This window comes from Chitinophaga filiformis, from assembly GCF_021646545.1.
GTDB lineage: Bacteria > Bacteroidota > Bacteroidia > Chitinophagales > Chitinophagaceae > Chitinophaga > Chitinophaga filiformis_A.
The window spans coordinates 229,245-255,371 of the sequence record NZ_JAKIRP010000012.1 but is presented as its reverse complement, the minus strand read 5'-3'; the positions used below and the strand labels follow the sequence as shown (position 1 = coordinate 255,371).

Genomic DNA, 26,127 nt, shown 5'->3' with positions numbered 1-26,127 from the left:
TGCCGAGGGTACCCCGTACAAATTGCAGGAGGATATTGTCTTTAACAATGGCCATAAAAAGGTTTTTTGAGGTTATTAATTACAAGGTTACTGTTTCGCTTCTCTAAGGTACCGATAAACTATCATACTTGGCTCTAAAATAGTAACTAAAGGTCACTTCAATATCGAATGGATATATAGGTACCCTTTTGATACCCTTTTAGTATCCTTTCGGAGACCATTTAGTAAGCGCATCGCGAACCGATAGCGTACTTCCCGAGCCGGAGAAAGGATTAACCATATATCCTGGGGTGCTTTTGATGTGTGGGATTCCCGAATTGTTAAAGCCATTCGGTTAAGGATTGCGGTGCGAGGGGGAGGGAAATGGAAATTTCCTTGTTCAGACGTTTTAAAATTTATGCCTGGTCACAACAGGTCCCCAGGTTTTCAACTTGATCCAAAATCATTTCAAGATGCGACCACGCATCTCCGATCTGCAATAAAAAAGCCTTCAGATCTATTCTGAAGGCTTTTTACTTCCTGTGGACTACTGGGGACAGTTTCGAGCCTGTTTACAGAAAGTTTATTTGAAATTCAGGAATTTGTCAGTGAGAATTGTTAATTCGCTTCTTCTGATTGGGAACTATTGCCATTATATACCGCTTCAGGATAATCGGTGTATCCATTTTCGTCCCCGGTGTACAATGTATCCCGGTTGATTTCTGACAATGGCAGGTTATACTTAAAGCGCATTACCAGATCAGGATTGGCAATGAATGGTGTGCCAAAAGATACAAGGTCAGCTGTGCCTTCTTTCAGGATCGCATTCGCGCTTTCCTGGGTAAAACCCAGATTAGCCATTAGTCTGCCGCTGTAGTGGTGGCGGAAGTGGCTGAAATAATTATCCTGCAATACTTCTACCGGGGTACCGGTTAAATCTTCTGCAGGCCCAACAATGTGCAGGTAAGCAAGATTATAATGATTCAATTTTTTAAGGATGTACTGGAACATTGGGATAGTTTCTTCATCCGGGGTTACTATACCTACATGGCTATATGCGACTGGCGTAAACTTGATGGCTACCCGGGTGCTGTTCCAAACTTCCAGGATGACATCCAGTATTTCAAATATAATACGTGCGCGATTTTCAATACTACCGCCATAGTCATCGGTGCGATGATTAGTAGCCAGACTTAGAAATTGAGGAATTAACATACCCATCTGCGCATGTATTTCAACACCGTCAAATCCCGCTTCCTTAGCATTTTTAGCTGCCTGTTTGTAATCCTGTATCGTTTGTTTAATCTCTGCAACGGTCAACTCGCGGGGCGTTGGCGTCTCTTTAAAGCCCTGGGGTGTAAAAGAATGCGTTCGTGGATTGATGGCGGAAGGGCCAGCGGGCAGTTCACCATCAAAAAAGTCGGGGTGAGATGCAGCACCAATATGCCCTAATTGAGAGAAGATCAAGCCACCATTGTCGTGTACAGCTTTGGTCACCAGTTTCCACCCTTCAATCTGTTCCGCGGTATAGATGCCTGGCACATGAATAAAACCGATAGATTTAGCGCTCACCCAGGTACCTTCACTTAAGATTAAGCCTGCTGAGGCGCGTTGTGCATAATACCTGGCCATTAACGGCGTGGGAACCAGGCCTGCGTTGGTGGCACGTCCTCGTGTAAGGGATGCCATTACTACCCGGTTTTTCAATTTCAGATCGCCTATCTGATAATCCTCCAACAGCGGTTGTACTATATTCTTCATTTTTTTTTCAGCAAACTTCGCGCATATGTTACAGCGGTACAATACGGGACAAACTAATGCCAGAGGGATAAATTTATCCCATAGAGGAATTAAGATACAATGCCTATTTTTGAGTAAAGTGAACAGCATATGTACGAAAGAAAGACTCCCCTCGCAATAGATTGCGGAATACACCTGACTAAGGAAGTGCTGAATGGCAAATGGAAGCCTGCCCTGCTTCGCGCTATTTCGATGGACATAAAACGTCCAAGCGAGATACTTCGGTTATTTCCCGACGCTACCCGCAGAGTGTTAAACGTACAACTTAAAGAATTGGAGGGGCATGGTATGGTGAACAAAAAGACCTATCCACAGCTGCCCCCTAAAGTAGAATATTCACTTACAGAGATCGGCTGGTCGTTGATGCCGATTATTGATGCCATGAACCAATGGGGGGATGCTAATCGCAGTTTTTTAGAGACTGTTGTTAAGAATGCTCCTAAAATTACCGAAACTTCAAAATCGTCCTGCCAGATTTATAGGCATTTGAATATGGAGCGTAAGATCGGATGAGGGTTATAAAATTCCTCTCCATTTTATTTTCGGGTTTACCCAACCTGATCCGGTTATCCAAAAGTTTGATTTTTATTAGCTTTGTAGAATGACATTCCAAGAAACTACGGATATTCCCGGATTGGATTTGGCAGACCTGCGATTAAATGGTTTTAAGGTTCATGCGCTTCCTGCATCGACGGATGTGCCGCCTGTCAAGGTTGGCCGCCGTGATTTCTATAAAATTGGCCTGGTAAATGGCGACATGACCATCAATTACGGCGGCCAGCTATTGGATATCGAAGGCACCGTTCTCATTTTTATCAACCCCAGGGTACCGCATTCCCTTGTCCGCCGTTTAAACCGTACCAGCGGTTATTCCTGTATCTTCACAGAAACCTTCATCAGCGGCCGGGAATTACAGTATTCCCCGCTTTTCCGTGCCGGCGATAATCCGGTTATACGCCTCAATACCGAACAATCGGGCTTTATGACCGGCTTGTTTGAAAAGATACTGACTGTATACAACGGAGACTATCTTCATAAAGGCGAACTGATCAAAAGTTGCATTACGCTCATTATACACGAAGCCCTGCGGATACAACCTGCGCAGCATGTATTACCTTTAAGAAACGGCGTTAGCCGTATCGCCCATTTGTTTATCGACCTGCTTGAAAGGCAGTTTCCCATTGAGCGCAGCAACGAACCGCTCGGGTTACGTACGGCGCAGGATTATGCCAGTCATCTTTCCATACATGTAAACTACCTGAACCGCGCCGTCAAGGAAGTAACCGGCAAGCCCACCTCCGCTCATATTGCCGCACGGATCATTGCCGAAGCCAAAGCGCTGTTACAGCACAGCGACTGGAGTGTAGCTGAGATTGCCTATGCACTCGGTTTTGAATACCCGGCCTATTTCAACAACTACTTCAAGCGGCTTACCGGAACCACCCCAAACGCCTTCCGGAAAGTTTGAAAATCATAATAATTGGTTTGATAGTGATTGGCCTGTCCCCGCATTTCCGGCGGAACTTTGCCCGTAACATTAAATCATTTAACTATGAAAATTTTAGTAACAGGGGCAACAGGAAAAGTGGGTAGCCGGTTGGTGCCACGTTTGTTAGCAAAAGGTTATGACGTATCCATTCTGGTTAGAGACGCAGCGAAAGCAACCTACCTGACCGAAATCGGCGCAAAAGCCATTACTGGCGATCTGTATGTACCAGCAACTTTACCGCCGGCAGTTGCCGGTATGGACGCCGTGATTCACCTGGCTGCGCTATTCCGTACATTCACTGATAACGAAGGTATCATCAAGACCAACCGTGAAGGCAGCATTGCATTAGCGCAGGCAGCCATGGAAGCAGGTGTTAAACGGTTTGTTTTCACCAGCACTTCTAACGTTTATGGTTCAGGTTATGGTCGCCCGGCCAGGGAAGATGAAAAAGTCGATATCAATGATCCCCGGGCTTACTCTTCCAGCAAGATCGCGGCTGAACAAGAACTGATCGCTTTGCAACAAAACCAGGGTTTTGACGTGCGTATCCTGCGTTTGGGCTTCGTCTATGGCGATAAGGACCCGCATATTGAAGAGATCATCCCGCTGCTGAAAAAAATGAAATTCCACCCAGGTTCGCGCATGCATATGGTACATCACCTGGATGCCGCCCAGGCGCTGATCCTGCTGCTCAATACCGAAGGATTGGATGGAGAGATCTTTAACGTTGCCGACGATGCGCCGATAACTTTATATGAACTGGCTGATTCTTTCGGAAAAGCAGCCGAAACATTTGATGAAACACAAGGACCACTCAACGATCCGTTCCAGGGGGTCCAGGATATTTCGAAGCTGCGAAGCAGAACCGGTTTCCGGCCGCTGGTACCGAGTTACTATACTGCTCGTGACCTGGATATGCTGTAAAACAAACGCACTTCCTGACTTTGATTAGAAAGTCCCTCATTTTGGCTAACAGCCCTTTTCACGGATGTTTAAAAAAGAGTGGATTGTTGCAAAAGCAGGTAAATACTGCTTTAACATTGCGTAACTGGATAATAGGCTTTTATATAGTTGAGTACGAGCAACATGGAAATGATAGGGTGGTCTATGGTCAAAGGCTTTATAAAGAGATTGCTGCAAATTTGAAAAATAGAGGTGTTACATCTCTTAGGGAAAGGCATCTTTACATTTGTAAAGACTTTTATAAGGCATATTCCGATATTTTGCGGACACCGTCCGCAAAATTATATTTATCTGATTCACATGGTATTAGGTGCAAGCAAGAACGAAAACTTGGTAAGGTATGCAACCTCCGGTTTACCGCGGCAAGTATTTGTATCTAAGTATCTTATTAATCTGCCCAGTGAAGATGAATTGGCAAAGATTATAGAAGAAGAGCGGAGGAAATTGGAATAGTCTAATATGGGCAAAACACCACTATAAAAAAAAGTGGGTACAATTAAGCGCTTTTGCTCGATTATACCCACTTTTACTTCCTGCGGGCTACCGGGGACAAGTTTCGAACCGGTTAGTAGATGATTTATCTAAAATTCAATCCTTTATGGGTGAAATGCAATTTAAAATCAGGTAGAAGCGGGCTGCTATCGAATTTTATATAGATTTAACTTGAGATTTGGTCTGGTATTGAAGCTTTAGAGATACCACTTTAGACCATTGACGGGACGTTACCAGACCGATATTCTTTTTACGTTAAACCAGGCAAAAGTTTTAGGACAGAATTTGGTGCGAACATATCTGTACGAAGATACTACGATAATCTTTTTGAATTCAATATTAATAATCCGTCGGTTTCTGATTGGTTTATAAATTTCGCATGTTCGGATTTCATTGAAACCACGCTACTTCAACTTTACGACAAAGAACCTCGAATAACGTCATCAGAAGTTCGGGATTTAATTCTTACCGAACAATTTCCGGGAAATCTGAAAGGCACCGGAAAAAGTTATAATACCCATTATTAATTTGAAACGGGGCTGCTTTAGTTTAAGAAGCTTTTATCATTGTCGATGATTTTATGCGGTATAAAAATGGCCAATGGGACCACAAGGACAGCATTAGAATGCTTCTTTTATCAGAACAACGACGAAGCTAAAATATCACATTATCAACTCGTGTTTTTCGTGATCTAGGTTTAAGGAGTCGATTCCGTCGACGTATCTCTTTATTACACTACCTGTAGTAATTTACCCTTCTTTTTATGCGACTCAGCCGGTTCTGTAATCTCAGCAAATTCCTCCAAAATTTTGCGTGTAATCTTGGTTTTGTTTGAATTTTCATTTACATGATATTGTGCTAAAGCCATCAGGTTTTCTTTTTTAAGCGCCCAGTTTTTCATGGCCTCCGGAGAGGCCATGAAAATATAACCGATGCGGTGAATGCTTTAATATTTAGCTTAGTTAAACGTTAACCTGGTTAACCATTCGGCGGTTGCAGGATCGCGATGATCAAAGAATACACTTTTGCCGGAATCTAAGGAGGCTATGGAATCCAAATCATCCTTGCTCAATTCAAAATCCCAGACATTGCAATTCTCCACCATTCTTTCTTTACGCACCGATTTTGGTATTACGGCAATCCCTCTTTGAATAAGCCAACGCAATGTAACCTGTGCTACGGATTTATTGTATTTCCGGCCGATGGAAGAGATTATCTCATTGCTGAAGAAATCATTTTTACCTTCTGCAAACGAGGCCCACGACTGTGTGAGTATATTATTTTTCTTCAATAGTAGGTGCTCATCTGCTCTTTGATAGAAAGGATTTACTTCTATCTGGTTTACCGCCGGAACAATTTCGTTATGAGCAATTAAATCTACCACCCTATCCGGAAAAAAATTACTAATACCAATGGCACGTATCTTACCTTCTTTGTATAGGTCCTCCATGGCACGCCATGCACCGTAATAGTCTCCCAGAGCCTGATGTATGAGGTACAGATCAAGGTATTCTAATTGCAATTTCTGAAGGGATCTTTCAAAGGCTTTCTTAGTTTTTTCATAACCAGTATCCTGTACCCAAAGCTTCGTGGTGATAAACAACTCCTCCCTCGCTACACCACTTTTTTTGACAGCGTTGCCGACAGCTGATTCATTCAGGTAAAACGAAGCCGTATCAATCAGACGATAACCTGATTCTATGGCAGTTAAAACCGTTTGTTCACATTCGTCAGGATCGCTTATTTGAAATACACCTAAGCCTAACACCGGCATTTCTACTCCATTGTTTAATTTGACTTTCTGCATGCTTACTTGTTTGATATAATTTGTTGTTTATAATATTTTGATTTTCTGCTTGTTTTTTCTATTTTAAACCGATCATTCCAATATGGGGCAAAAAAATTATTTAGTAATTGACTCTATTAAAATAGCAGTCGTTTGTTTGGTTAATTGTTTATCAGAGAACAAGATATGTGTATTGTAGATGGATGTTAAACCAGACACTAAAAAGTGAGCCAGTGCCCGCGGGCTTTTATCTGATGTGAGCGAGCCATTATTCTTTGCTTTTTTTAATAATTTCTCAAAAAGTGCTACCGCTACTAAGGTCTGTTTTGCAAGCATGTTGCCTACTTCTTTATCGCTGCCAGCAAGTTCAAAAACAGAATTAGTGAACAGGCAATTATTGTCAAGCAGTACCGACTGAAGTACAGAATAAATAATATTCTTCACCGCCTCCAATGGATCTTCGCTTTTCTCTGCTGCCAGACGGTATTGTTTATCCTTCTTTTGTATATAATTAGTCAGTGATTTTAAAAACAGATCATGCTTATTGCCATAAGTAAGATAAATACTGCTTCGGTTAATTTCCATTGCATCTACCAGATCATTCATAGATGTAGCATTGTACCCTTTCTTCCAAAAGAGATCTCTGGCTACGATTAGCTTTTCGTCGTAATCAAATTCCTTGTTCCTTGGCATATGGAGGCATATCTATAATATTAAACCGAACGTTCCAAAACGAAATTTTTAATCTTAAATTTACCACGATCCTGCTGTCAAAGCACACAGGAATCAGGCTTCTGCATTCATGAGCCTGGGCTATAACAGCCTTCATATGCAACAATGAGCTATCAATCAGGGAAGAAGAATGACAGAGCCCGTTGTGTTCCTGGACTCCAGGTCATGATGAGCACGGGCCGCATCAGCTAAAGGATAAATAGTAGGCCTTATTTCTCCCAGTATGCCGGTGCGCCAGGCTTCAAACAACTCCCGGATAGCCGTTTCCCGGCTATGTTGACCAGGTAAATATTGTCCGAGTATGGGACGAACAAATTGAAGCTGCCTGTCTGCAAAAAATGCCTGATCTACCTGCGGGGAACCGGAAGCACTACCGTAAAGAACAGCGGTACCTCCCTGCTTCAGTAATCTGATAGAGGTTTCAAAAGTCGCTTTACCTACGCCATCATACACCGCATCAATCCCTTTATTCATTGTAAAGGCATTTACCTCAGCCGCAAAGTCCGGCGAATCACTAACGATCACATAGTCCGCTCCGCTATTTAAGGCAATTGTTTTTTTGGCCGCGGTTCCTACAGAACCGATAACCGTAGCTCCTAGAGCTTTAGCCCATCTGCTGACCAGCGAACCCACGCCTCCTGCTGCAGCATGTATTAGAACAACGTCTCCTGGCCTCACCGAGTAGGCTTGTCTTACCAACATACGGGCTGTAAGTCCCTTAGCCAGGATCGATGCAGCCTGCTCATATGATATGTCATCCGGTAACCGGACCAAATCATCAGCTTTGATTAATCGTCGTTCGGCGTAAGCTCCAAGTGACGAGTAATAGGCAACCCGGTCCCCTGCTTTAAAACCTGTTATACCGGCGCCAACGCTTTCTACCACACCCGCTGCTTCGCCGCCAATGGTCGCCGGGAATTGCTTGAGCGGAAAAGTCCCGTTTCTGAACAGGATGTCAACAAAATTAATAGCTATCGCTTTTTGGCTGATCAAAATTTCATTAACGGCCGGATCGCCCAACTGCTCACTGGTATAATGCAAGACCGTCGGCGGGCCTTGCGTTTCGATGCGGATTACACCACTTGGTTTTAATGTGTTCATAATTTTCGCTAAAATTTGTAAAGTTTTAATTTGATAGCTCCCTGCCGTTTCTTTTCTTTTGCGTTAATGAGAGCGGCCAAAACGAATAGCCTTCACAGTCAGCATGGCTGGGGAATCAATAAGCGCCCAGCGCCATAATATAAATTGACTTATTCATTTCTATGTATTTTAGCGCAGACCGCCGCTGGCGATCAGAGTCTCACCGGTCAGCCAGCCGGAATCATCCGAAGCCAGGAATACGGCGCTCTCCAACCCCATCAGTAAGATAAAAGGATCTGTCCGTTTAAAATCAGTTTCCGTCTATCACAGCTACTGCAACATGTCCCTCCCCTAAAAATCCTTGCGTTGCTGCAGGATTTACTATTTGTATAATTTTACGATGGATCATCTCTATAGTTTTTGTTCATACCACTCCCCAAACCCGCCGTCTCTCAAATCTTTAAAGGCCTGATTTACTTGTTCTTCCGTATTCATTACAAAAGGCCCCTTTGCCACTACAGGCTCCCGTAAAGGTTTTCCTGCAATTGCCAAACAACGCAATTGTTCGGTAGTGGTTATTTCAACCTCACTGGGGTTGTCTACCGATTGGGAAAGCCAAAGCACTTCACTTTCTTTACCGGCTACCTTATTGGCACCAAAAACACCTGCACCGTTTACTACATAAATAAATCCATTGTAATCGGCCGGAAAATCCTGTATCACAGTTTTCCCCGCGGCCAGCTCAATTTCCACCATTGTAACAGGAGTATAATTGAGAGTGGTTGATGTTACGTTTCCTGAAGAACCGGAAATAATTCTGATCTCAACGCCATCCTCTTTACGTACAGGTGTGTGCGAGCGGAGAATATCCTGGTAGCGCGGCTCTTCCATCTTATTTTCAGCAGGCAGGTTCACCCACAACTGAAGCAGGTGCGCAAATCCATTTTCCGGCGCTTCTTCAAGATGCAGTAAGCCTTTCCCTGCCGTCATCCATTGCGTATCTCCCATCCTTAACTCTCCCTTGTTTCCTTTATTATCGCTATGCCGCAGCACTCCATCTATCATATAAGTTACCGTTTCTATGCCTCGGTGCGGATGATGCTCAAAAGCCCCCTTTTGCATATTATCTTCGGCCATTACCAGAAACGGGTCAAACGCTGCCCAGTTACCGGGTGGCAGGACAAGACCCGCTTTGTGTATGGGGGTATCCTTTTGTGGAATCACAGGCCACTTCTGTTGTATTTCCCGCTGAATTATCTGCTGCGTATTCATACTGTCTTCATCTGAATGCTATACAAAATAATTAGTGCCGCCAGTGCCGCGTTTCTGATAACCCTTATGGCTTCTTTCTGTACGGGTAGATTCTACTACCGTATAAGCGTGGTACTTGGTATTGGTAGTAACGCCGGCCAGCCGCTCCTCCCACTTCTGCCCATTGGATGTAACTTTTGACAGCATTTTTTCAGTTACATAGTTTACCATAGAATTTATCCAGTTTTCCGTACCAACGGAATATTGGTCTACCGGAGGCGTAGTAAAAAAGATGGCAGCGCCATTAGGGGTACACATGTCCAGCAGTGCTTCTTCCGCAAAGGCAAGCATATCCTGAAAGTATTCCAGCGAGGTTAGCACATCTGCCCGTGTGCCCCACCTGGTTATATGGCCACCCACTAAAAAATCAAAATCAAATTCCAGTATCTGCTCGTGCGCCTCTATCCAACCGCTGATGTTTTCTGAAGCATCGCAATGCATAAAAGTACAGGAGCCGGGGCTCACAATGTCAATCTTGACTAAGGCCTTTTGTTTAGGTGCATACATAAAAATGTTTCCGGGGCAATGATTGGCCCCTTTATAAGAAAGCTCCAATTTCTCACCTCCTAATTCTACCAGCAGAGTATCTGTGAATGTATGGGTGGGGACGGGTCGAAGCGGGTCTGGGAAGCGCACCAGCAGTTCCCTGGTTATCTCATGAGCAATGATCTCAACATCAGGGCCATACATGGCGGCTGCGCCAATATGGTCTGAATGCCAATGGCTGTAAATTACTTTCACTATAGGCTTATCCGTTACAGACTCGATAGCGGCCAGCATGTTTTCACCTAATATAGGCGGCGCATCAATAGCAATAACGCCTTCTTTGGTAACCATAAATGCGGCATCATAGCCACCACTGGTCACCCAGTAAAAACCATCTCTCAGTTCTTCACAGTGATATCCATTTTTTACAAACTCGGAGCTGTGAAGGTAGGCAGGTTGAAACTGTTGTGGAGAGGGCGCATGCTCATGCCAATGGGCTTTTTCAAATCCATATTTTGTGTAATAAAAATCGCCTTGTTTTCCCTGTAATTGTTCGTTCGCTGAATCTTTCATATTATGTCACTTTACAATAATTGAAAAAAAATTATCTATCCCCTTCCTATTTAAATAACCACCCATGTAAGGCTTTGGTAATGGCTGGCATCACCAGGTAAGTCATAAGCGTAACCATTATAACAATTCCTATTAAACTATTCCACAAACCGGGCAATCGGATAGGCGTAAGCAGCTTGCCAATAAATGGCATAAGGGTATTTAAAAGAGTAAAAATCATTATTACAGTAACTATGAGCATCTTCCATTTTGCAGGTTGCGCAAACTGGCCGTGCTGCTTATTATCAAACCAAAGTTCCAGGCCGGTAAGTTTTATTTCCGGCGCAACTTCTTCAAACAAGTGTTTACCAGATAACACCTGTTGCTTCTTTTGCGTGGATTCATTCCACGCCTTTAGATGAGTGTAGGTATCAAAGCGCAGCATAATAGCAAACTCGATAGATGAACCGGCATTTACCTTTTCATAAATTTCTGCCTTCAGGTAGCCATTAAAGTTCGAGGCTGTTTGAATAATGGCCTGCATAGATTCAAGCGCTTCCTGCCTTAACACCACCCTGGGTTTTAATTTCAGGATAGTTGTTACCGGCACATTATTTCCCGCTACCTGCATCATGGTATATATGCTTGTATTGAATAAACTCATGCATTGCCGCTATTCCGTTCAGGCGGCCAAGACCACTCATTTTATACCCCCCTTCTTCAAATTCATCGTTGATCCTGGCCCAGTTGTTTATCCATACGGTACCCGCCTCCAGTTTACGGCTCATTCTTAGTGGCAAATCCACATCGGTACTCCAAACAGAAGCTGCCAGGCCATACTTGTTGTCATTTGCCAACTCAATGGCCTCTTCAATGGTATCAAAAATTTGTATGGTAGCAACCGGGCCAAATGTTTCTTCCTGCACAATGGCCATTTTGTTGTCAGTAACCAGCAATAGAGCCGGCAGGTAAAAGGCACCTTTTGCCAGTTCGCCTTTCGTACCCCTTCCACCACGAAGCAATACTTTAGCCCCACTTACTATTGCCTCTTCAACAATTTTGTCTACACGATCAACATTTTCTTTATTAATGAGTGGTCCCATTTCGCTGACAGGATCAGTTGCCGGGCCTGCTTTTACACTTTGCAATCTTTTTGTAAAAGCTTCGATAAATTGAGGAGCTATATTTTTTTGAACCAGTATCCTGCTGCCTGTCATACAAAACTGGCCGGCAAAAAGAGTTACTGCTTTTTGCAGAACCGGCAGCACCACGTTTAGATCAGCATCATCCAAAATGATCATGGGTGTTTTGCCGCCCAATTCAAAGCCAAAGCGCTTCAGGTTATCAGCGCCGTTCTTCATCATAATTTTTGCGGTGGCAGTACTTCCGGTGTAACTGATGGTAGGAACATCCGGAGAGCTGATGATAAAAGCCGCCCCCTCGTTTCCACTTTCAGTAAATTGGTTAATTACTCCTTTAGGCAGGCTGCTGACAGCGGCAAATATTTCGCATATCAACGCATTTACCTGTGCCGTTTGGCCCGGCATTTTTATAATAGCCGTGCAACCTGCCGCTAATGCAGGCGCTAATGACCGTATCAATAGTATAACCGGTGAGTTCCAGGGTGCTATAATTCCGGCCACGCCAACAGGTTCTTCCAATACCATACTAAAAGCCCCTGGTTGTGTTTCCAAAGCGCGCCCGCTTTGGGTTAATACCAGGGCAGCATAGTACCTCAACTTGGACGGTACGCCACTCACCTCCATCCTGGCTTCGCTCTTGATTTTTCCGTTATCCACTGCAAGCGTCTCCATTAACCTTTCGGCATTTTTTTCAAAAGCATCTGCCAGTTCATGTAACGCTTTTGAGCGTAAATGGCGATTCGTTTTCCATTCACTATTGGTAAAGGCGGCTTTTGCAGCGGCAATACCGGCAGCGGCCTCGCTCCTGCCTCCTTCGGCATAGCGCCCTATAACATCCCCGGTTGCAGGATTGATGCTATTATTATAAACAAGACTGTCTACCCATTCACCGTTGATCCAGTTCAATTTGGGAGACCGCTGAACTTCCATACTATCGGCTGTTGTTCTTTTTGTCATCACTTGCATTAATTCTCTGAAAGATGCTGTTTACTTACTCCTTTAATATCATCGGCAATCTTTTCTGCCGCCATGATTACCGTTATATTGGGTCCGGTGGATATACAATCCGGTAAAATAGACGCATCCACCACCCGTAATGCTTTTACACCATACACGTTACCGGCAAAATCCACCACTGCCGCCGCAGATCCTTCCAGTCCCATAGGCGCAGAAGCGATAGGATGGTTGTAGGATTGCAGGGTTGTTTTTACTGACTCCAAAATAAGATCGTCATCTATAGCATGTTTACCAGGATTTAACTCTCCAACGGACAGACTTTTCAAGGGTTCCGTTTGCGCAATTTGCCTGGAATGCCGGATGCCTTCCAACAGCCTTTTGCGATCTTCTTCTACCGCAAGAAAATTCAAATCAATTACCGGTGCATCCTCCGGGTTACTGCTGGCTATCTTTACAGAGCCCCTGGATTTAGGATTGGTTAGGGCTATACCAAATACATAGCCTGCTTTGGTAGGGCTCTGTTCAGGAGTAAATAAATGCCCTGCAGTGATATGAATGTCAAGTTCGTCTTGCGCGGCATAAGATGACCGTGTCCACAAATTAACTCCGGTAACCGGAGACAATCTTCCAATTTTATCCGGCTCGGCTGCATAGGTGTTGAAATAAAATGGATGATCCAGTATATTCTCGCCCACCGGAAGGTCTGCAATAACAGGTATCCCTAAATGCTGAAGGAGGGCCGCCGGACCAATGCCTGAACGCATTAATAAGGCTGCAGAACCGTAAGTACCCGCCGATACGATAATTTCTTTCCCCGTAAATATCCTCCCATCTGCAAGCACCACACCGGTAGCGGTGGTGTTACTGAACAATATTTTGTCAATAAGCGCATTTCCTTCAACGGTAAGATTTTTCCTTTTCTGAACTGCCTCATTCAGGTAAGCCATACCTGTGTTAATGCGAATGCCATTTACTATATTAACAGGGTAAGGCCCCACTCCGTACTGTTTTTCGCTATTGAAGTCAGCAATCTCCTCGTAGTTATGTGCTTTAGCCGCCTCTATAAATGCCTGCTGCATAGGAGACAGATCGGATATATTCAGCTGGTTCACCGGAAAATAACCGGAATGGCCATGCCACTGAGTATCCTCGAGGTTCGATTTTTCCAGTTTCTTATAATAGGGTAAAACGTCGTTCCAGGCCCAATGCTTTATTCCCTTGTTGGCCCAACGCTTAAAATCGCTCGGCAGCCCCCTTACCGCTACTGCTCCATTTACTGCTGAGCTTCCTCCCATGATCTTTCCCCGGGCAACATTCATAGAATAACCATTACTGTCAGGTATGGTTTTATAGCCCCAGTCGTAACGACTATCTCCGTTTGCTCCAAGTACCTGGCTGTTTGCTACGATATCAGGATATTGATCTTCATTAAATATCGCTCCGGCTTCCAGCAGCAATACGTTCATTTCAGGCAGTTCGCTCAGGCGGTTGGCCAGCACCGCCCCTGCAGAGCCGGCCCCGATAATGATATAACTATAATTAGTATGACCTTGTTCGGAATCGGCACTCATGCTTTCAATTTTCATTTTCAGTGTGTTTACGGTAATACGTTCAACGGCACAAAGCTTATAAATTATTAAATGAGAGAACATAGCTAAAGTGCCCACTTGTATATCTGTTTTGCGCTTTTTAGTCACATGCCCTATCTTTATTGTTCCCAAACGCCCGCATACAGGAATCACGGGTTAAATAGGGGATTTGAATTGAGACAGTAATATGTTTTATAAAATTAAGGAGGGTCTATATGGGTGGTGTTTCTAAGTCTGTGCCTGTCTTATCTATTAGCGAGATCAATGATTCTTCCGGAAAGGAATGTCTGGGCGATCAGTTTCATGTCACAATGAGCACTGAACTGAGAGGTACTCCCAAATATCAAAAGCCTGTCAAAGGAGATCATTTTGTCTTTTTACTTGCACTGGCCGGGTCCACGTCCATGACATACAATCTGCTGGATTATAAACTTTCGCCCAATGATTTGTTCATCATCTCTCCGGGAGTTATCCATGAGTTTAATACAGGTGAAGATGGCCAGTTGATAGGGACAGGATTTACGAATAGTTTTTTCTCAGAATTTCTGATCCATAAAAAGCACATGGATGTGTTTAATATATTGTTTGCCAATAGCAACCCCTACTTTAAATTAAGCTCTGAAGAAGCCGCTATATTGCACAATCTGATGCTGATGTTAAAAAAGAGTCATGCAGACAAAGAACATCCATTTAAAGAAGATATGATGTTTCATGGGTTCAACCTGTTCATGCTGGAAGCTGGGGCTATCTTCAAAAAAAATCGTCATTATACAGGAGGAAAATTTACTCGCAAAGAAGAGCTCCTGATGTCTTTTCTTAAATTATTGTCAACTAATTTTGATACGGAAAGAGGTGTACAGTTTTATGCAGACAGGGTATTTGTAACGCCCAAACACCTAACAAGAACTATAAAAGAAGTTACTGGAAAAACAGTTGGTCAGCTAATCGACGAAATGGTTATAGCAGAAGCAAAAATACTTTTAGACTGCCCTTCAGTAACAATCGGCGATGTCTCAAACCAGCTTAACTTTAGTAACCAGTTCTTCTTCAGCAAGTTTTTTAAAAATCACACCGGGCTAACCCCATCACAGTTTAGAATGAACTACTGTGCAAAAGTTGATACCAATGAGTAGTGGTTGTCCGGACCTTTTTAGATGACTGATCTGCCAGCTGAAAATGTTTAACTTGATCCGAAATTGCAGTGAATTTCTGCAGCCCAATCCAAAAGGTAGTGATGCCTGGTTTTCGTTCCGATTGATAGCGTTTCCAGCCACCTAATCTGGCTATAGCCCATATATATCTTTTCAAATCGGAAGATGTATATGGGTTTTTCAGTTTATCCGTTTTACCTTCTAACTGTTCGATTTGATGTTCTAAGCATTCTACTTCTTCTGCTGAGAAGCAACTGTGAGGGCACGATTCTTCAGGTATTGCATATGCGATTTGCATAATAAAATGGGTAATGTCTTTGCCGACTGACTCTATGATACCGCTGGCCTCTACACCGGCACCCATTGGAAACTTTGTTATGGGAAATGTTCCATTTCGAAACATGGTATCTACAAAATTCACTCCTATGGCTTTATGCGTAAGCAATATCTGATTGGCTGCGGGATCACCCACTAATTCCTCTTCGTACACCAGTACCTCCGGATCTCCTTGGCTGTAAATCTTAATTACCCCGGAGATTTTATTGTCATTTAGCTGTTCCATATTTTTTGTTAGTCAAACCCAATCTTGAACAATTGTTCAAGATTGGGGCAAAAAAATTATTTATTTGATATAACTACAGTATTAGGAATGATACTTTCTTAAACATTATTATCGTATTGACATGATAAAGGACGTTATTCAATCTATTTCAGTTTGATGAGATTATGAGTGATAAGTGCACCTCCGAATTCCTGCAATCTGCCACCTTCATCCAAACCTCCTAAATCTATCGGGTAAAAGCCCAGGTCTTTTGCAAAGGTTACAACCTTCTTTTTTGATTCTGCATTGTCACCTGAGACAAAGATGACACGATTACCTTTATCTACGTTAGGGTCTGAGGCCAATATTGCAGCCGGTAAGGTATTGAGTGCCTTCACAAGTGAGGCTCCCGGAAATAGGTCTGTGTTAACCCTGCTGGACGTTTTTCCACCAAGATCCTTAGGTTTAAATTCAGGAAAGACAATGGCATTGCTCGTATCTATGACGGTACGTCCTTTCCAATCGATATCTTTTACAGCAGCTGGCATTTGGTCAAAATGGACGGCAATCAATACAAGGTCCGCTTGGGCAGCTTCGGTTGGAGTTCCCGCCGTTACCCTTTCCCCCAAAGAAGAAGCCAGATCGGCCAATTCTACGGATTTTTTCCTGCTGCTGATCGTTACCTGATAACCTGCTCTTGATGCGTGCCTTGCAACAGCTTGCGCGATGTGTCCCGCTCCCACTATTCCAAGAGTACCAGGAGTGTCTTGGGGATTCACGTTTTCTGAAATTCTATTTTCCATTTTTAAATTTTCAATGATTAAATAACATGACCTGTTTAAAAACGATATAATTTACCACGGAAACGACCCCCCCGGTGCAGAGAACAGTACTGAAGGATCATTCTCTCCAAGAGCTGCACGTACAATATTGCGGGAAGCCTCTTCGACGGTTTCCGTTCCCTCAAAATTATTCATGGCGGTCGCTGCAAAACCTGGACTTGCCGCCTCTACACGGATATTGCTAGATTCCAACTCAATGGACAAGGCCAGGGTGATTGCGTTGACGGCTGTCTTGCCAGCACCGTAAACAACATTGAAGCCCCCACGGAACGGGTATTCTGGGTCTGCATTAAGATTTAAAGATGCCATACCACTGGACAGATTAACGATGCGTGCAGAAGGAGCCTTGTGAAGCAATGGCAGAAAGGCCTGGGTAACAGCCAGTAGTCCGAAAACGTTTGTTTCCCATACGGCTCGCATCTCGTCAATATCTGCTACACTGGCTTTGCCAGACGCCAGTATTTCTTCCAATGACCTTTCTGATGAACCTGCATGCGAGATCCCGGCGTTATTGACCAATACGTCAAGTCTGCCAAATTCTGTATTTACCTGATTGGCTGCCTTCAAAATGGATTCCTTATTCGTTACATCAATGGCGATCGGATACGCATTTTCACCTATTTCCGAGACAGCCTCTTTTGCATTTTCTAATTTGCGAGACCCGACCAGTACAATGAAACCATGCCCTGCCAGCTCTTTTGCTACCTGTTGGCCGATACCTCGGTTAGCTCCTGTGATCAACGCTACTTTTTTTTCTGTTTTTTGCACTGAATTCGTGCGCTCTGAATTTGACATTGTCTTAAAATTTAAATGTTAATATAATTTATACTTGAATGGTCGTTCAAGAATGGGGCAAAAAAAATTATCGTGTTATCATATCCAAAAGATCATCAATGAGTTTGGCTATGCGGTTTTTATCCTTATAAAGAATGAAATTCTGTCCCAAGCCCGGCAAAGTGGCCACGATGAGTTGGGCCAATGAGAAAGTATCCTGCTTATCACTGATAGCCCCAGCTTTTCGCGCATTGATGACCATTTGTTCAAAGATCTCGAACAGTTTATCCATGCTGTTCTTCAATACCTGATGCGTTTTATCATCTGTCGCCGCGAGTTCGAAAGAGCTTTTAACTGAAAGGCAGGAGTCTTGGCTTAGTACAGAATTGATAGCAACCTCCATATAAAATTCACGGAGTAATTCCAGCGGATTTTTCTGTGTTTCCTTTTGCTTTAGGTCGTATGCATAAATGGGGTTCAGATAGTCCTTTAGACAAGCCAAGAATAAGTCATGCTTGTTTCCAAACGTATTATAGATACTTCCAGGATTTAGCCCGGTGGCCTCTACCAAATCTTTCATCGAAGTGGCGTGATAGCCCTTCTTCCAAAATACCTGTAGTGCTTTGGAGATGATCTTTTGCTCGTTAAATTCTATTACTCTCGGCATGATGATACAAATGTAGAAATTATTTTTGAATGATCATTCAAAAATAAAATATTTTTTTTACTTTTTATAGCAGATTTGGGAAAACTTGAAGATTTTGCTTTCGCATTGTTCAAAATCTTCCCTTTCCAATATGGCTACTTATTGACACTTCCGGAAAATTATTACCCCTTTACAGAACGAAAAAAGAACGATAGTGCAATCAATAAAATAGATATTGCTTGGACAAACAGTATTAGCCAAATTGCAGACGGCATGATTAAAGATATTTATCCGGTCAACTTCATTTAAGGTCAGCTTTTCAATAACCCAGTTTTTTAAGAATCGGTTATAAATACTGGCTTCGGAACAATAACGAAGACTGACGTTGGATTATTCAAGTGGAAACTTTCTGAACAAGAAATCAAACAAGCAAACATGCTAAAAAGCAAAGTATATGTCCCCTTGAATTTCTAAAAACAAATTTCCATTTAGCTGACAAATGGGAAATAGTCCACATGAAGGTAGATAGAGATAATCTTGATGTTTTTCATCAGATCGACTTATACATTGATGAAAGAAGATCGGAGGTTAAGCCTGTGACTATTAATGTCATTAACATGATGAAGATTCACCTTCAAAACTTCGAAAAATACCGCGGGCTTCCAATAACATTTGAAAGTTTTTTGATCTTGAGTTCTATCAAAAGTTCATGAAATATCTAACCTATGATTATCCACTGATGCGCAAAAAATCAGCACTGGCACTGTCGTTCCTTTCATTTTTATTTCTGCGCTTTTGCTCCGGGCAAGTCCGGCCAACGCTCCGAAATAAAAATGCCCCGCAATCGCGGGGCGCGGGTTTTTGAATTTGCGGACCAGACGGGACTCGAACCCGCGACCTCCGCCGTGACAGGGCGGCATTCTAACCAACTGAACTACTGATCCTTTTTGTTCGTCGGGGTGCAAATATTGAATAAATATTTCAAACAGACAAATAAATTGTTTACAACCACCCTTTTATAGACCTCCTATCAATCCTTAATCATTTATTAATAAGCACTTTTGGAGGATTTTGGCAAACTTTGTGCCTGCCGAAATTACCAGTTCGTGGAAGATATACGTGCTTTAAAGGAGGGGGATACATTGATTTTTGAGCAGGTCTACAATGCTTATAACGAGAAACTGTATTTCTATTTCCTGAAACATACCCGTTCTCAACTGTGGTCCGAGGAGTTGCTGCAGACTACCTTTGTAAAGCTTTGGCGTTACAGGGGAGGACTGTCAGTTGAACATCCCCTTTCCGCACAGATCTTCCGTATTGCCAAAACAGCCCTCATTGACCTTATGAGGCAGCAAAGACAGCACCGCGAATTCCTGCAATCCTACACTACAGAATTATTACATAACGACCAGCATACTGCCCCTGTCAATAAAGATGCTGTCCTTCACCTGCATCAGGAAATGGATAAGTTGCCTCCGGTAAGAAAGAAGGTATTCATGCTGAGCAGGATAGAAGGGTTTTCCCATAAGGAGATCTCCAGTATGCTCTCCATCTCCCCGAAAACAGTAGAAGTACATATATCCAAGGCCCTTAAACAACTGCGCAGGGCATTATTCCTCCTCACTATCATTTAGCCCTTATCTGCCTAATGTGAACAAATTGTTACCAGTAAGGGATATTTTATTTGTAAACGTAGTATCTGTAAATGTACGGCTGACATGGCGTTACCAACGGAATTATATGCAAGATTTATTAAAGGGGAATGTACGGAAGAAGAGGAGCTGATCGTCTTACAATATTTCCGTGAGCATCCGGATGAGATGGAGTCATACCTGGTAGAAGATGGCTGGGAGACTTTCCGCCCTGAAGGAAAGCTGCATCCCGCCGTATTGCAGAAGGTTTTTTCCAATATACAGGATGATATTGAAAAACGGCAACGCCGCATCACTATATGGAAGCGGGTGGCGGTAGCAGCGGCACTAACGGGCGTGATGGTCCTAAGCGGAAGTTTGCTATTCAGAAAGGAGATGCAGCAGCCTGTAAGGTCGGTAGCAATGAAAACTCCTCAGTCAACAGCTGTATGGAAAGTATATAACAATAACGGCAGATCTGTCATGCAACTTATACTGGACGATAGCTCCCATGTAAAGTTAGGCGCTGGCAGTAGTCTGCGGTATATAGCACGATTTGAAGACGACAAACGCGAATTGTGGCTGGATGGTAAAGCCAGGTTTGATGTGGCCAAAGACGGACATCGCCCTTTTACAGTATATGCCGCTAATACCGCTGTGACGGCCTTAGGCACCGTATTCGGCGTCAATGCGCATCGCGATAAGGTAACAGTTCATTTGTACAGTGGTAAAGTTGTTGTGCATCCGCAGAAAGGAAAGATCACGTTTAAAGAAGTATACCTGCATCCGGGAGAATCGCTGGTATACAACGACAGAACAAAGGGTGAGCCATTGGTAAGCAAGCCTGCTGAAACCAGCAAACAGCTGCCTTCCGGACAAGAGGTGGCATCCAATAGCCTGGTCTATCATCAACAGCCTTTGCCCCAGGTATTGAAGCAACTGGAGAAACATTTCAATATCACGATCACGTGTGACGCGCATGAGCTGCGCAGCATAAGGGTCACAGCAGAATTTACAACATCGGATACGCCGGCAGATATCCTTGAAAATATAGCATTACTGAATGGTCTGATTGTAGAACGTACGGCTGAAGGAGGATTCCTCTTAAAGAAATAAAATCATTTTCAAACACCACTCTTAAAAGGCTGCAAATAGCGGCCAGGGATGACTTTGTCTTAAAACGACCTTTATGATAAGAACTTTTTACCAACGTGTTTCATTTTTGCGCCTGCTGATATGGCTGTTGCCCCTGATGGCGCCTGCCATATTATATGCACAGGTAAAACCGGATGTAACAGGTATTGTGCTTGATCCGCAGGGAGAGAAAATTCCCGGTGTGACCGTCAGAGCCCTGCTGGCCAGTGGCGGAAAGCCGGTGTTTCAGGTAACTGACGATAAAGGCTGGTTCCATTTTGAGAACCTGAGTGCGGGTGAACGTTATAATTTTTCTTTTACATCCATTGGTTATAAGCCACAACAACTGGATGGTTATACCATCAAAAAAGGCGAGACGATCAACCTCATCGTCCGCATGAGAATGAAGGACGATTCGCTTGCACAGGTTGTAGTAGTGGGATATGGCACACAGAAGAAATCTGAAGTAACAGGCGCCATCGCACAGGTAGGGGCGGAAGTATTTGAGAACAGACCTGTTACCAATATCGGACAAGCCTTACAGGGCGCTATTCCTAACCTGAATATTACTTTTGGTGATGGGCAACCCGGTAGGGCTGCTACTTTCAACGTACGTGGCTTTACATCTATCAACACCGGCAGTCCATTAATCCTGATCGATGGTACACCCGGTGATATTAACCTGGTAAACCCGGAAGATGTAGCCAGCGTAACAGTGCTGAAAGATGCTGCATCCGCTGCTATCTATGGCGCGAGGGCTGCATATGGTGTGATCCTGGTGACGACCCGCAAAGCGAAGAGCGGACAACTGCAGGTACGTTATTCCGGTAACTTCGGATGGGGACAGCCCACCCGTCTTCCACAGGTTATCAAAGACCCGCTGCAGGCAGCTACCATACAGAACGAGGCCTATAAAGGTTATGCCGGCTCTGACGCACCGGGTATGCTGGCGGTGATAGAATATCTGCAGAAAAGAAAAGCAGATCCCTCTCTGCCTGAGCTGGGCGTGGATGCCGCCGGTAATTTCATCAGGGGAGCAAATACGGACTGGTATGGATTATTCTACAATAAACAGCAGGCTTTTTCAAAACACTTTCTAAGCCTGGCCGGTGGTAAAGGCAATACCAACTATTATCTCTCTGCCGGTTATCTGAAACAGGATGGTTCCTTTAAAGTGGCTACCGACGATTACAAACGTTATAACCTGCGCCTGAAGCTCGATAACCAGGTGGCAAAATGGCTGAAGATCTATGACAACGTAGAAATAGCTCAAGGGATCTATGATGCACCAAATAAGTTCGTTTCCGGCGGATTTAACATCTACCGTTACCTGTCTCTCTTCGCTAATCCATATGAAGCGATCCGCACGCCGAATGGTTATTATACACAGGCTGGCGCCGTAACATTCGGTCAGCTGGAAAAAGGAGGACGTACTAAGACAAAAGACCGTCAGTTAAAGAATACTATCGGCTTCGGTACAAATTTCCTCGACAGTACACTGCGTATCAATGGTGACTATACTGTGCTGGCTACACAGTCACGCAACAACATTCAGACAAACAGCGTGTATTATGAAGTAAGACCTGGCACCGTATCGCCATTCGTGGCTACTGATTATTACTCATCTTCCTTTGCCGAAAACTTTGACCAGGTAGTGAACCTCTATGCGGAATATGAACGCAATTTCGGTCAGCATCATCTGAGAGGTTTATTGGGCTTTAACCAGGAGATGAATAGTTATGACTATTTCAACGCAAGACGTGATAATAACATCACTCCCGATAAAGGTGCGCTGAACCTCACCAGTGGTGTGGCTTCTGTGGGCGATACAAAAGAGGAGTGGGCCATCCGCGGTGTGTTCTACCGTTTGAACTATGACTTTAAAGATCGCTACCTGTTAGAGTTGAATGGTCGTTATGATGGTTCTTCCCGTTTCCCGGATAGTAGCCGTTATGGATTCTTTCCATCAGTGTCTGCTGGTTGGCTGGTATCGCGCGAACCTTTCTTCGCATCTGCAAAGAAAGTGATCAATAACCTGAAGCTGCGTGCTTCTTATGGTTCCCTGGGTAATCAGCAGGTGAGTGCTTACGCTTTCACTAACCCGATGAGTGTTTATAAAATTACAGACATCCTCGATGGTGTACAACCATTAGGTATCAATGCGCCAGGATTATTACCGCTGAACTTTACCTGGGAAACTGCTACCACACTGGACTTCGGTATAGACTTCTCTACGCTGAAGAACAGGCTGGACGTAGGCTTCGACTGGTATAACCGTAAGACAACCAGGATGCTTACGAAAGGTAAAACATTGCCTGCTGTATTAGGTGCATCTGCTCCCAGACAGAACGCGGCAGATCTGTCCACCAAGGGATGGGAGTTCTCTGCCAGGTGGCATGATGACTTTAGATTAGGTAACAGACCATTCTCTTATAACTTCTCTTTTGTACTATCTGACAGCCGGTCTTTCATCACCAAATTTGATAATCCCAATAAGTCTTTGGTGGACTACTACGTCGGACAGGAGATCGGAGAGATCTGGGGATACAAGACCCTTGGCTTCTTTGAATCTGATGATGAATACCTGAAGTATGGTGTGAATCAGCAGCGTGTTCAAAGCACCTCTTATAGCCTGAATGGTCATCCGCTGGCAGGCGATCTCAAGTTTGCTGATCTGAATAATGATAAGAAGATCGACAATGGTCAGAACACAGTATCTGATCCGGGAGATATGTACAAGATCGGCAACAGTATGCCGCGCTTCGCTTACGGATTCGGTGCAGGCGCCAGCTGGAATGGTATTTCGCTGGATATATTCCTGCAGGGTATCGGTAAGATGGATTTCTGGCCGGGAGTGGAATCAGGCAACTTCTGGGGTTTCTATAACCGCTGGAATCAGCCGGTATACGATCATATCGTAAATGATTACTGGACGCCGGAAAATACAAATGCTTATTTCCCCCGTCTCAGAGCTTATGATGCATTGAACAATACAAGACAGCTCGGCGTAGCACAAACCCGTTATCTGCAGAATGCAGCTTACCTGAGAGTAAAGAATATAAGCCTTGGCTATATGCTGCCTGCACGCTGGATGAGAAAGGCTGGCATCAGCAGTTCAAAGATCTTCTTCTCTGGTCAGAACCTCTTTGAGTTCACCAAGCTTTCCAAAGTCTTCGATCCGGAAGCGATCAGCGACAGAGTGGACACTAATACTGCGAACGGTAATGGATTCCTGTATCCGGTGCAACGTACTTATACCTTTGGGCTCGAAGTGAATTTTTAATGGCAGCTAACGAATTGTTTAAAAATATTTACATGAAAAGGATATTAATTGTTTTATCAGTACTGACACTGGCCGCATGTAAGAAGGATTTCCTGGACCGGCAGCCCATCAGTGACATCGCACCCGGTTCTTTCTTCAATAACGAAAAAGATCTTACCCTGTATACAAATAGCTTCTATGCGATGTTGCCGGGAACCGATATCTATTCCAATGACATCAGCAGTGATAATGTGGAACCAGCTGTGATCGGTGATGTTGTTGCCGGTCGTACTGTTGTACAGACAGATGCAGCATCCGCACAATGGACATGGTCTGATCTGCGTAATGTCAACTATTTCCTGGCAAACTATAGAAAGGCTGCTGTGAGCGATTCCATCAAAGCACACTATGCAGGCATTGCCCGTTTTTTCAGAGCGCTCTTTTACTTTGCGAAAGTGCAGCGCTTCGGAGATGTGCCCTGGTACAGTCAGCCACTGGAAGCGAATAGCCCTGAGCTGTATAAAGGACGAGATTCCCGCATTCTGGTAATGGACAGTATCATTGCTGATTTAGACTATGCTGCCGCCAACATCAAAACTGCAAAGAATACTTCCCGTGTCACCAAATGGGCAGCGCTGGCAATGAAAGCGAGAGTGTGCCTGTTTGAAGGAACCTATCGCATCTATCACCAGGAAATAAATGGAGGTGGTGCAGAAGAACTGTTACAGAAGAGTGTAGACGCAGCACAACAGGTGATGCAGAGCGGTTTGTATAAATTGTATTCTACCAACAATCCGGCAACAGATTATCTGAATCTGTTTTCTGCGGATGTGGCTAATGCCGATGAATATATCCTCGCGCGCATCTACGACCGTACATTAACTAAAACGCATCAGGCTAACGGGCAGTTCCTCACATCTACTTTGAGTGCACCCGGCCTGACCAAAACATTGATCAATAGTTATCTGATGAGTGATGGTACGCCATTCTCCTCCCAACCCGGATACGCTACTATGCCGTACTGGGAAGAAGTGAAGAACCGGGATGCCCGTTTAGCGCAAACCATCCGTACTCCCGGATATAAACGTATCAATACTATCAATTCGTTAGTACCTGATTATGCCAATGCCATGACTGGCTATCAGTGTATCAAGTTTGTAACAGGCACCGACCAGGATGGTAATAACAGTAACAGCAATGATCTGCCTGTTTTCAGATTTGCAGAAGTATTGCTAAATTATGCAGAAGCAAAAGCGGAACTACGTCAGTTCACGCAGGCGGATGCCGATGCGTCTGTTAACCTGATCCGCAAACGCGCTGGTATGCCGGCTATGGAAGTGGCAGCTTTAACAGTTGATCCGCTGTTGCAGACTGAGTATCAGATAGCAGATCCTATTATACTGGAAGTGCGCCGCGAAAGAAGGGTAGAGCTGGCAATGGAAGGCTTCCGTTACCAGGACCTGATGCGTTGGAAAAGAGGCCCTTTGCTGGTAGCGGATTTCAGAGGTGCTTATTTCCCCGGTGTAGGTACATACGATCTGAATGGCGATGGAAAGAATGACCTGGCTATCGTGGAAACTAAACCTGCTACTCCCGATAAGGCTTTACAGTACTTTGTACTGAACCCTGACAGGGCTTTGAGTGATGGCGATAAAGGTAATCTCATTATTCATCCTGGCGCCAACAAGCGTTTTGATGATCCGAAACACTACCTGTTTCCTTTACCGCTGACAGAACTTTTACTGAATACCAACCTGGCGCAGAATGCAGGCTGGGAAAAATAAGCAT

23 protein-coding genes and 1 tRNA gene are annotated in these 26,127 nt (G+C 44.0%); 9 read left to right on the top strand and 15 right to left on the bottom strand.

Features of this window, described 5'->3' with window-relative positions; all coding sequences use genetic code 11:
- Positions 1 to 597 precede the first annotated feature (597 nt).
- The gene (locus L3C95_RS25325; protein WP_236392033.1) at positions 598 to 1,740 is read right to left on the bottom strand and encodes an alkene reductase; all 1,143 of its coding nucleotides are present in this window, start codon (positions 1,738 to 1,740) and stop codon (positions 598 to 600) included.
- Positions 1,741 to 1,869: 129 nt separating this feature from the next.
- Between L3C95_RS25325 and L3C95_RS25320 the strand changes: the two genes are divergently transcribed.
- The 4 genes from L3C95_RS25320 (at position 1,870) to L3C95_RS35275 (ending at position 4,611) form a co-directional block, all read left to right on the top strand.
- Positions 1,870 to 2,292 (top strand): winged helix-turn-helix transcriptional regulator, encoded by a 423-nt coding sequence (locus tag L3C95_RS25320; RefSeq protein ID WP_236392031.1) that lies wholly within the window; start codon positions 1,870 to 1,872, stop codon positions 2,290 to 2,292.
- An 88-nt stretch (positions 2,293 to 2,380) separates the two neighbouring features.
- Positions 2,381 to 3,247: a helix-turn-helix domain-containing protein gene (locus tag L3C95_RS25315; RefSeq protein WP_236392029.1), complete on the top strand. Its 867-nt coding sequence runs from the start codon at positions 2,381 to 2,383 to the stop codon at positions 3,245 to 3,247.
- 84 nt (positions 3,248 to 3,331) lie between these two features.
- Entirely contained in the window at positions 3,332 to 4,192 is an 861-nt protein-coding gene (locus L3C95_RS25310) for an NAD-dependent epimerase/dehydratase family protein (protein ID WP_236392027.1), read from the top strand.
- Between the two features lie 20 nt (positions 4,193 to 4,212).
- The gene (locus L3C95_RS35275; protein ID WP_410683531.1) at positions 4,213 to 4,611 is read left to right on the top strand and encodes a DUF1016 N-terminal domain-containing protein; all 399 of its coding nucleotides are present in this window, start codon (positions 4,213 to 4,215) and stop codon (positions 4,609 to 4,611) included.
- A gap of 842 nt (positions 4,612 to 5,453) precedes the next feature.
- Here L3C95_RS35275 and L3C95_RS25305 read toward each other — a convergent pair.
- From L3C95_RS25305 to L3C95_RS25265, 9 genes are all read right to left on the bottom strand, one after another.
- Complete coding sequence (locus L3C95_RS25305) at positions 5,454 to 5,624, bottom strand: hypothetical protein (RefSeq protein WP_236392025.1); 171 nt, start codon at positions 5,622 to 5,624, stop codon at positions 5,454 to 5,456.
- Between the two features lie 57 nt (positions 5,625 to 5,681).
- A complete protein-coding gene (locus tag L3C95_RS25300; protein ID WP_236392023.1) occupies positions 5,682 to 6,530 on the bottom strand; it encodes an aldo/keto reductase in 849 nt (282 codons plus the stop codon).
- A 96-nt stretch (positions 6,531 to 6,626) separates the two neighbouring features.
- Positions 6,627 to 7,202, bottom strand: a complete 576-nt coding sequence (locus tag L3C95_RS25295) for a TetR/AcrR family transcriptional regulator (protein ID WP_262915927.1) — start codon at positions 7,200 to 7,202, stop codon at positions 6,627 to 6,629.
- A 156-nt stretch (positions 7,203 to 7,358) separates the two neighbouring features.
- Positions 7,359 to 8,342, bottom strand: a complete 984-nt coding sequence (locus L3C95_RS25290) for a quinone oxidoreductase family protein (RefSeq protein ID WP_236392019.1) — start codon at positions 8,340 to 8,342, stop codon at positions 7,359 to 7,361.
- Between the two features lie 390 nt (positions 8,343 to 8,732).
- Positions 8,733 to 9,593: a pirin family protein gene (locus tag L3C95_RS25285; RefSeq protein WP_236392018.1), complete on the bottom strand. Its 861-nt coding sequence runs from the start codon at positions 9,591 to 9,593 to the stop codon at positions 8,733 to 8,735.
- An 18-nt stretch (positions 9,594 to 9,611) separates the two neighbouring features.
- On the bottom strand, positions 9,612 to 10,691 hold the full coding sequence (locus L3C95_RS25280; protein WP_236392015.1) for an MBL fold metallo-hydrolase: 1,080 nt from the start codon (positions 10,689 to 10,691) through the stop codon (positions 9,612 to 9,614).
- Between the two features lie 46 nt (positions 10,692 to 10,737).
- On the bottom strand, positions 10,738 to 11,304 hold the full coding sequence (locus L3C95_RS25275) for a hypothetical protein (protein ID WP_236392013.1): 567 nt from the start codon (positions 11,302 to 11,304) through the stop codon (positions 10,738 to 10,740).
- Complete coding sequence (locus tag L3C95_RS25270; RefSeq protein ID WP_236392011.1) at positions 11,282 to 12,769, bottom strand: aldehyde dehydrogenase family protein; 1,488 nt, start codon at positions 12,767 to 12,769, stop codon at positions 11,282 to 11,284. The genes L3C95_RS25275 and L3C95_RS25270 overlap by 23 nt, the downstream gene beginning before the upstream one ends.
- 8 nt (positions 12,770 to 12,777) lie before the next feature.
- A complete protein-coding gene (locus L3C95_RS25265; protein WP_236392008.1) occupies positions 12,778 to 14,355 on the bottom strand; it encodes a GMC family oxidoreductase in 1,578 nt (525 codons plus the stop codon).
- Between the two features lie 218 nt (positions 14,356 to 14,573).
- Between L3C95_RS25265 and L3C95_RS25260 the strand changes: the two genes are divergently transcribed.
- Entirely contained in the window at positions 14,574 to 15,491 is a 918-nt protein-coding gene (locus tag L3C95_RS25260; protein WP_236392006.1) for an AraC family transcriptional regulator, read from the top strand.
- On the opposite strand, the gene L3C95_RS25255 is transcribed toward L3C95_RS25260, so the two are convergent.
- The 5 genes from L3C95_RS25255 to L3C95_RS25235 form a co-directional block, all read right to left on the bottom strand.
- Positions 15,451 to 16,071, bottom strand: a complete 621-nt coding sequence (locus L3C95_RS25255) for an alcohol dehydrogenase catalytic domain-containing protein (protein WP_236392003.1) — start codon at positions 16,069 to 16,071, stop codon at positions 15,451 to 15,453. The two genes, L3C95_RS25260 and L3C95_RS25255, sit on opposite strands and share 41 nt — an antisense overlap.
- Positions 16,072 to 16,214: 143 nt before the next feature.
- The gene (locus tag L3C95_RS25250; protein WP_236392001.1) at positions 16,215 to 16,853 is read right to left on the bottom strand and encodes an NADPH-dependent F420 reductase; all 639 of its coding nucleotides are present in this window, start codon (positions 16,851 to 16,853) and stop codon (positions 16,215 to 16,217) included.
- A gap of 51 nt (positions 16,854 to 16,904) precedes the next feature.
- Positions 16,905 to 17,687 carry an SDR family NAD(P)-dependent oxidoreductase gene (locus L3C95_RS25245; protein WP_236391999.1) on the bottom strand — a complete coding sequence of 261 codons (783 nt, stop codon included), beginning with the start codon at positions 17,685 to 17,687 and terminating at the stop codon, positions 16,905 to 16,907.
- A 67-nt stretch (positions 17,688 to 17,754) separates the two neighbouring features.
- The gene (locus L3C95_RS25240) at positions 17,755 to 18,333 is read right to left on the bottom strand and encodes a TetR/AcrR family transcriptional regulator (protein ID WP_236391997.1); all 579 of its coding nucleotides are present in this window, start codon (positions 18,331 to 18,333) and stop codon (positions 17,755 to 17,757) included.
- An 849-nt stretch (positions 18,334 to 19,182) separates the two neighbouring features.
- Positions 19,183 to 19,256: transfer RNA gene (locus tag L3C95_RS25235), tRNA-Asp, on the bottom strand.
- A 162-nt stretch (positions 19,257 to 19,418) separates the two neighbouring features.
- Between L3C95_RS25235 and L3C95_RS25230 the strand changes: the two genes are divergently transcribed.
- The 4 genes from L3C95_RS25230 to L3C95_RS25215 all read left to right on the top strand — a co-directional run bounded on the left by L3C95_RS25230 (position 19,419) and on the right by L3C95_RS25215 (position 26,123).
- Positions 19,419 to 19,946, top strand: coding sequence for an RNA polymerase sigma factor (locus L3C95_RS25230; RefSeq protein WP_236391995.1), 528 nt, complete (start codon positions 19,419 to 19,421; stop codon positions 19,944 to 19,946).
- 84 nt (positions 19,947 to 20,030) lie between these two features.
- A complete protein-coding gene (locus L3C95_RS25225) occupies positions 20,031 to 21,059 on the top strand; it encodes a FecR family protein (protein WP_236391994.1) in 1,029 nt (342 codons plus the stop codon).
- Positions 21,060 to 21,132: 73 nt separating this feature from the next.
- A complete protein-coding gene (locus tag L3C95_RS25220) occupies positions 21,133 to 24,360 on the top strand; it encodes a SusC/RagA family TonB-linked outer membrane protein (RefSeq protein WP_236391992.1) in 3,228 nt (1,075 codons plus the stop codon).
- 32 nt (positions 24,361 to 24,392) lie between these two features.
- Positions 24,393 to 26,123 carry a RagB/SusD family nutrient uptake outer membrane protein gene (locus L3C95_RS25215; protein ID WP_236391990.1) on the top strand — a complete coding sequence of 577 codons (1,731 nt, stop codon included), beginning with the start codon at positions 24,393 to 24,395 and terminating at the stop codon, positions 26,121 to 26,123.
- The last annotated feature ends 4 nt before the right edge of the window (positions 26,124 to 26,127 follow it).

Excerpts from the sequence above, each read along its gene's own strand:
- L3C95_RS25220 (WP_236391992.1), top strand. The coding sequence starts at position 21,133 with ATGATAAGAACTTTTTACCAACGTGTTTCATTTTTGCGCCTGCTGATA.
- L3C95_RS25270 (WP_236392011.1), bottom strand. The coding sequence starts at position 12,769 with ATGACAAAAAGAACAACAGCCGATAGTATGGAAGTTCAGCGGTCTCCC.
- L3C95_RS25225 (WP_236391994.1), top strand. The coding sequence starts at position 20,031 with ATGGCGTTACCAACGGAATTATATGCAAGATTTATTAAAGGGGAATGT.
- L3C95_RS25285 (WP_236392018.1), bottom strand. The coding sequence starts at position 9,593 with ATGAATACGCAGCAGATAATTCAGCGGGAAATACAACAGAAGTGGCCT.
- L3C95_RS25245 (WP_236391999.1), bottom strand. The coding sequence starts at position 17,687 with ATGTCAAATTCAGAGCGCACGAATTCAGTGCAAAAAACAGAAAAAAAA.
- L3C95_RS25310 (WP_236392027.1), top strand. The coding sequence starts at position 3,332 with ATGAAAATTTTAGTAACAGGGGCAACAGGAAAAGTGGGTAGCCGGTTG.
- L3C95_RS25305 (WP_236392025.1), bottom strand. The coding sequence starts at position 5,624 with ATGAAAAACTGGGCGCTTAAAAAAGAAAACCTGATGGCTTTAGCACAA.
- L3C95_RS25290 (WP_236392019.1), bottom strand. The coding sequence starts at position 8,342 with ATGAACACATTAAAACCAAGTGGTGTAATCCGCATCGAAACGCAAGGC.
- L3C95_RS25260 (WP_236392006.1), top strand. The coding sequence starts at position 14,574 with ATGGGTGGTGTTTCTAAGTCTGTGCCTGTCTTATCTATTAGCGAGATC.
- L3C95_RS25280 (WP_236392015.1), bottom strand. The coding sequence starts at position 10,691 with ATGAAAGATTCAGCGAACGAACAATTACAGGGAAAACAAGGCGATTTT.
- L3C95_RS25255 (WP_236392003.1), bottom strand. The coding sequence starts at position 16,071 with ATGGAACAGCTAAATGACAATAAAATCTCCGGGGTAATTAAGATTTAC.
- L3C95_RS25325 (WP_236392033.1), bottom strand. The coding sequence starts at position 1,740 with ATGAAGAATATAGTACAACCGCTGTTGGAGGATTATCAGATAGGCGAT.
- L3C95_RS25315 (WP_236392029.1), top strand. The coding sequence starts at position 2,381 with ATGACATTCCAAGAAACTACGGATATTCCCGGATTGGATTTGGCAGAC.
- L3C95_RS25295 (WP_262915927.1), bottom strand. The coding sequence starts at position 7,202 with ATGCCAAGGAACAAGGAATTTGATTACGACGAAAAGCTAATCGTAGCC.
- L3C95_RS25250 (WP_236392001.1), bottom strand. The coding sequence starts at position 16,853 with ATGGAAAATAGAATTTCAGAAAACGTGAATCCCCAAGACACTCCTGGT.
- L3C95_RS25240 (WP_236391997.1), bottom strand. The coding sequence starts at position 18,333 with ATGCCGAGAGTAATAGAATTTAACGAGCAAAAGATCATCTCCAAAGCA.
- L3C95_RS25320 (WP_236392031.1), top strand. The coding sequence starts at position 1,870 with ATGTACGAAAGAAAGACTCCCCTCGCAATAGATTGCGGAATACACCTG.
- L3C95_RS25265 (WP_236392008.1), bottom strand. The coding sequence starts at position 14,355 with ATGAAAATTGAAAGCATGAGTGCCGATTCCGAACAAGGTCATACTAAT.
- L3C95_RS25215 (WP_236391990.1), top strand. The coding sequence starts at position 24,393 with ATGAAAAGGATATTAATTGTTTTATCAGTACTGACACTGGCCGCATGT.
- L3C95_RS25275 (WP_236392013.1), bottom strand. The coding sequence starts at position 11,304 with ATGATGCAGGTAGCGGGAAATAATGTGCCGGTAACAACTATCCTGAAA.
- L3C95_RS25300 (WP_236392023.1), bottom strand. The coding sequence starts at position 6,530 with ATGCAGAAAGTCAAATTAAACAATGGAGTAGAAATGCCGGTGTTAGGC.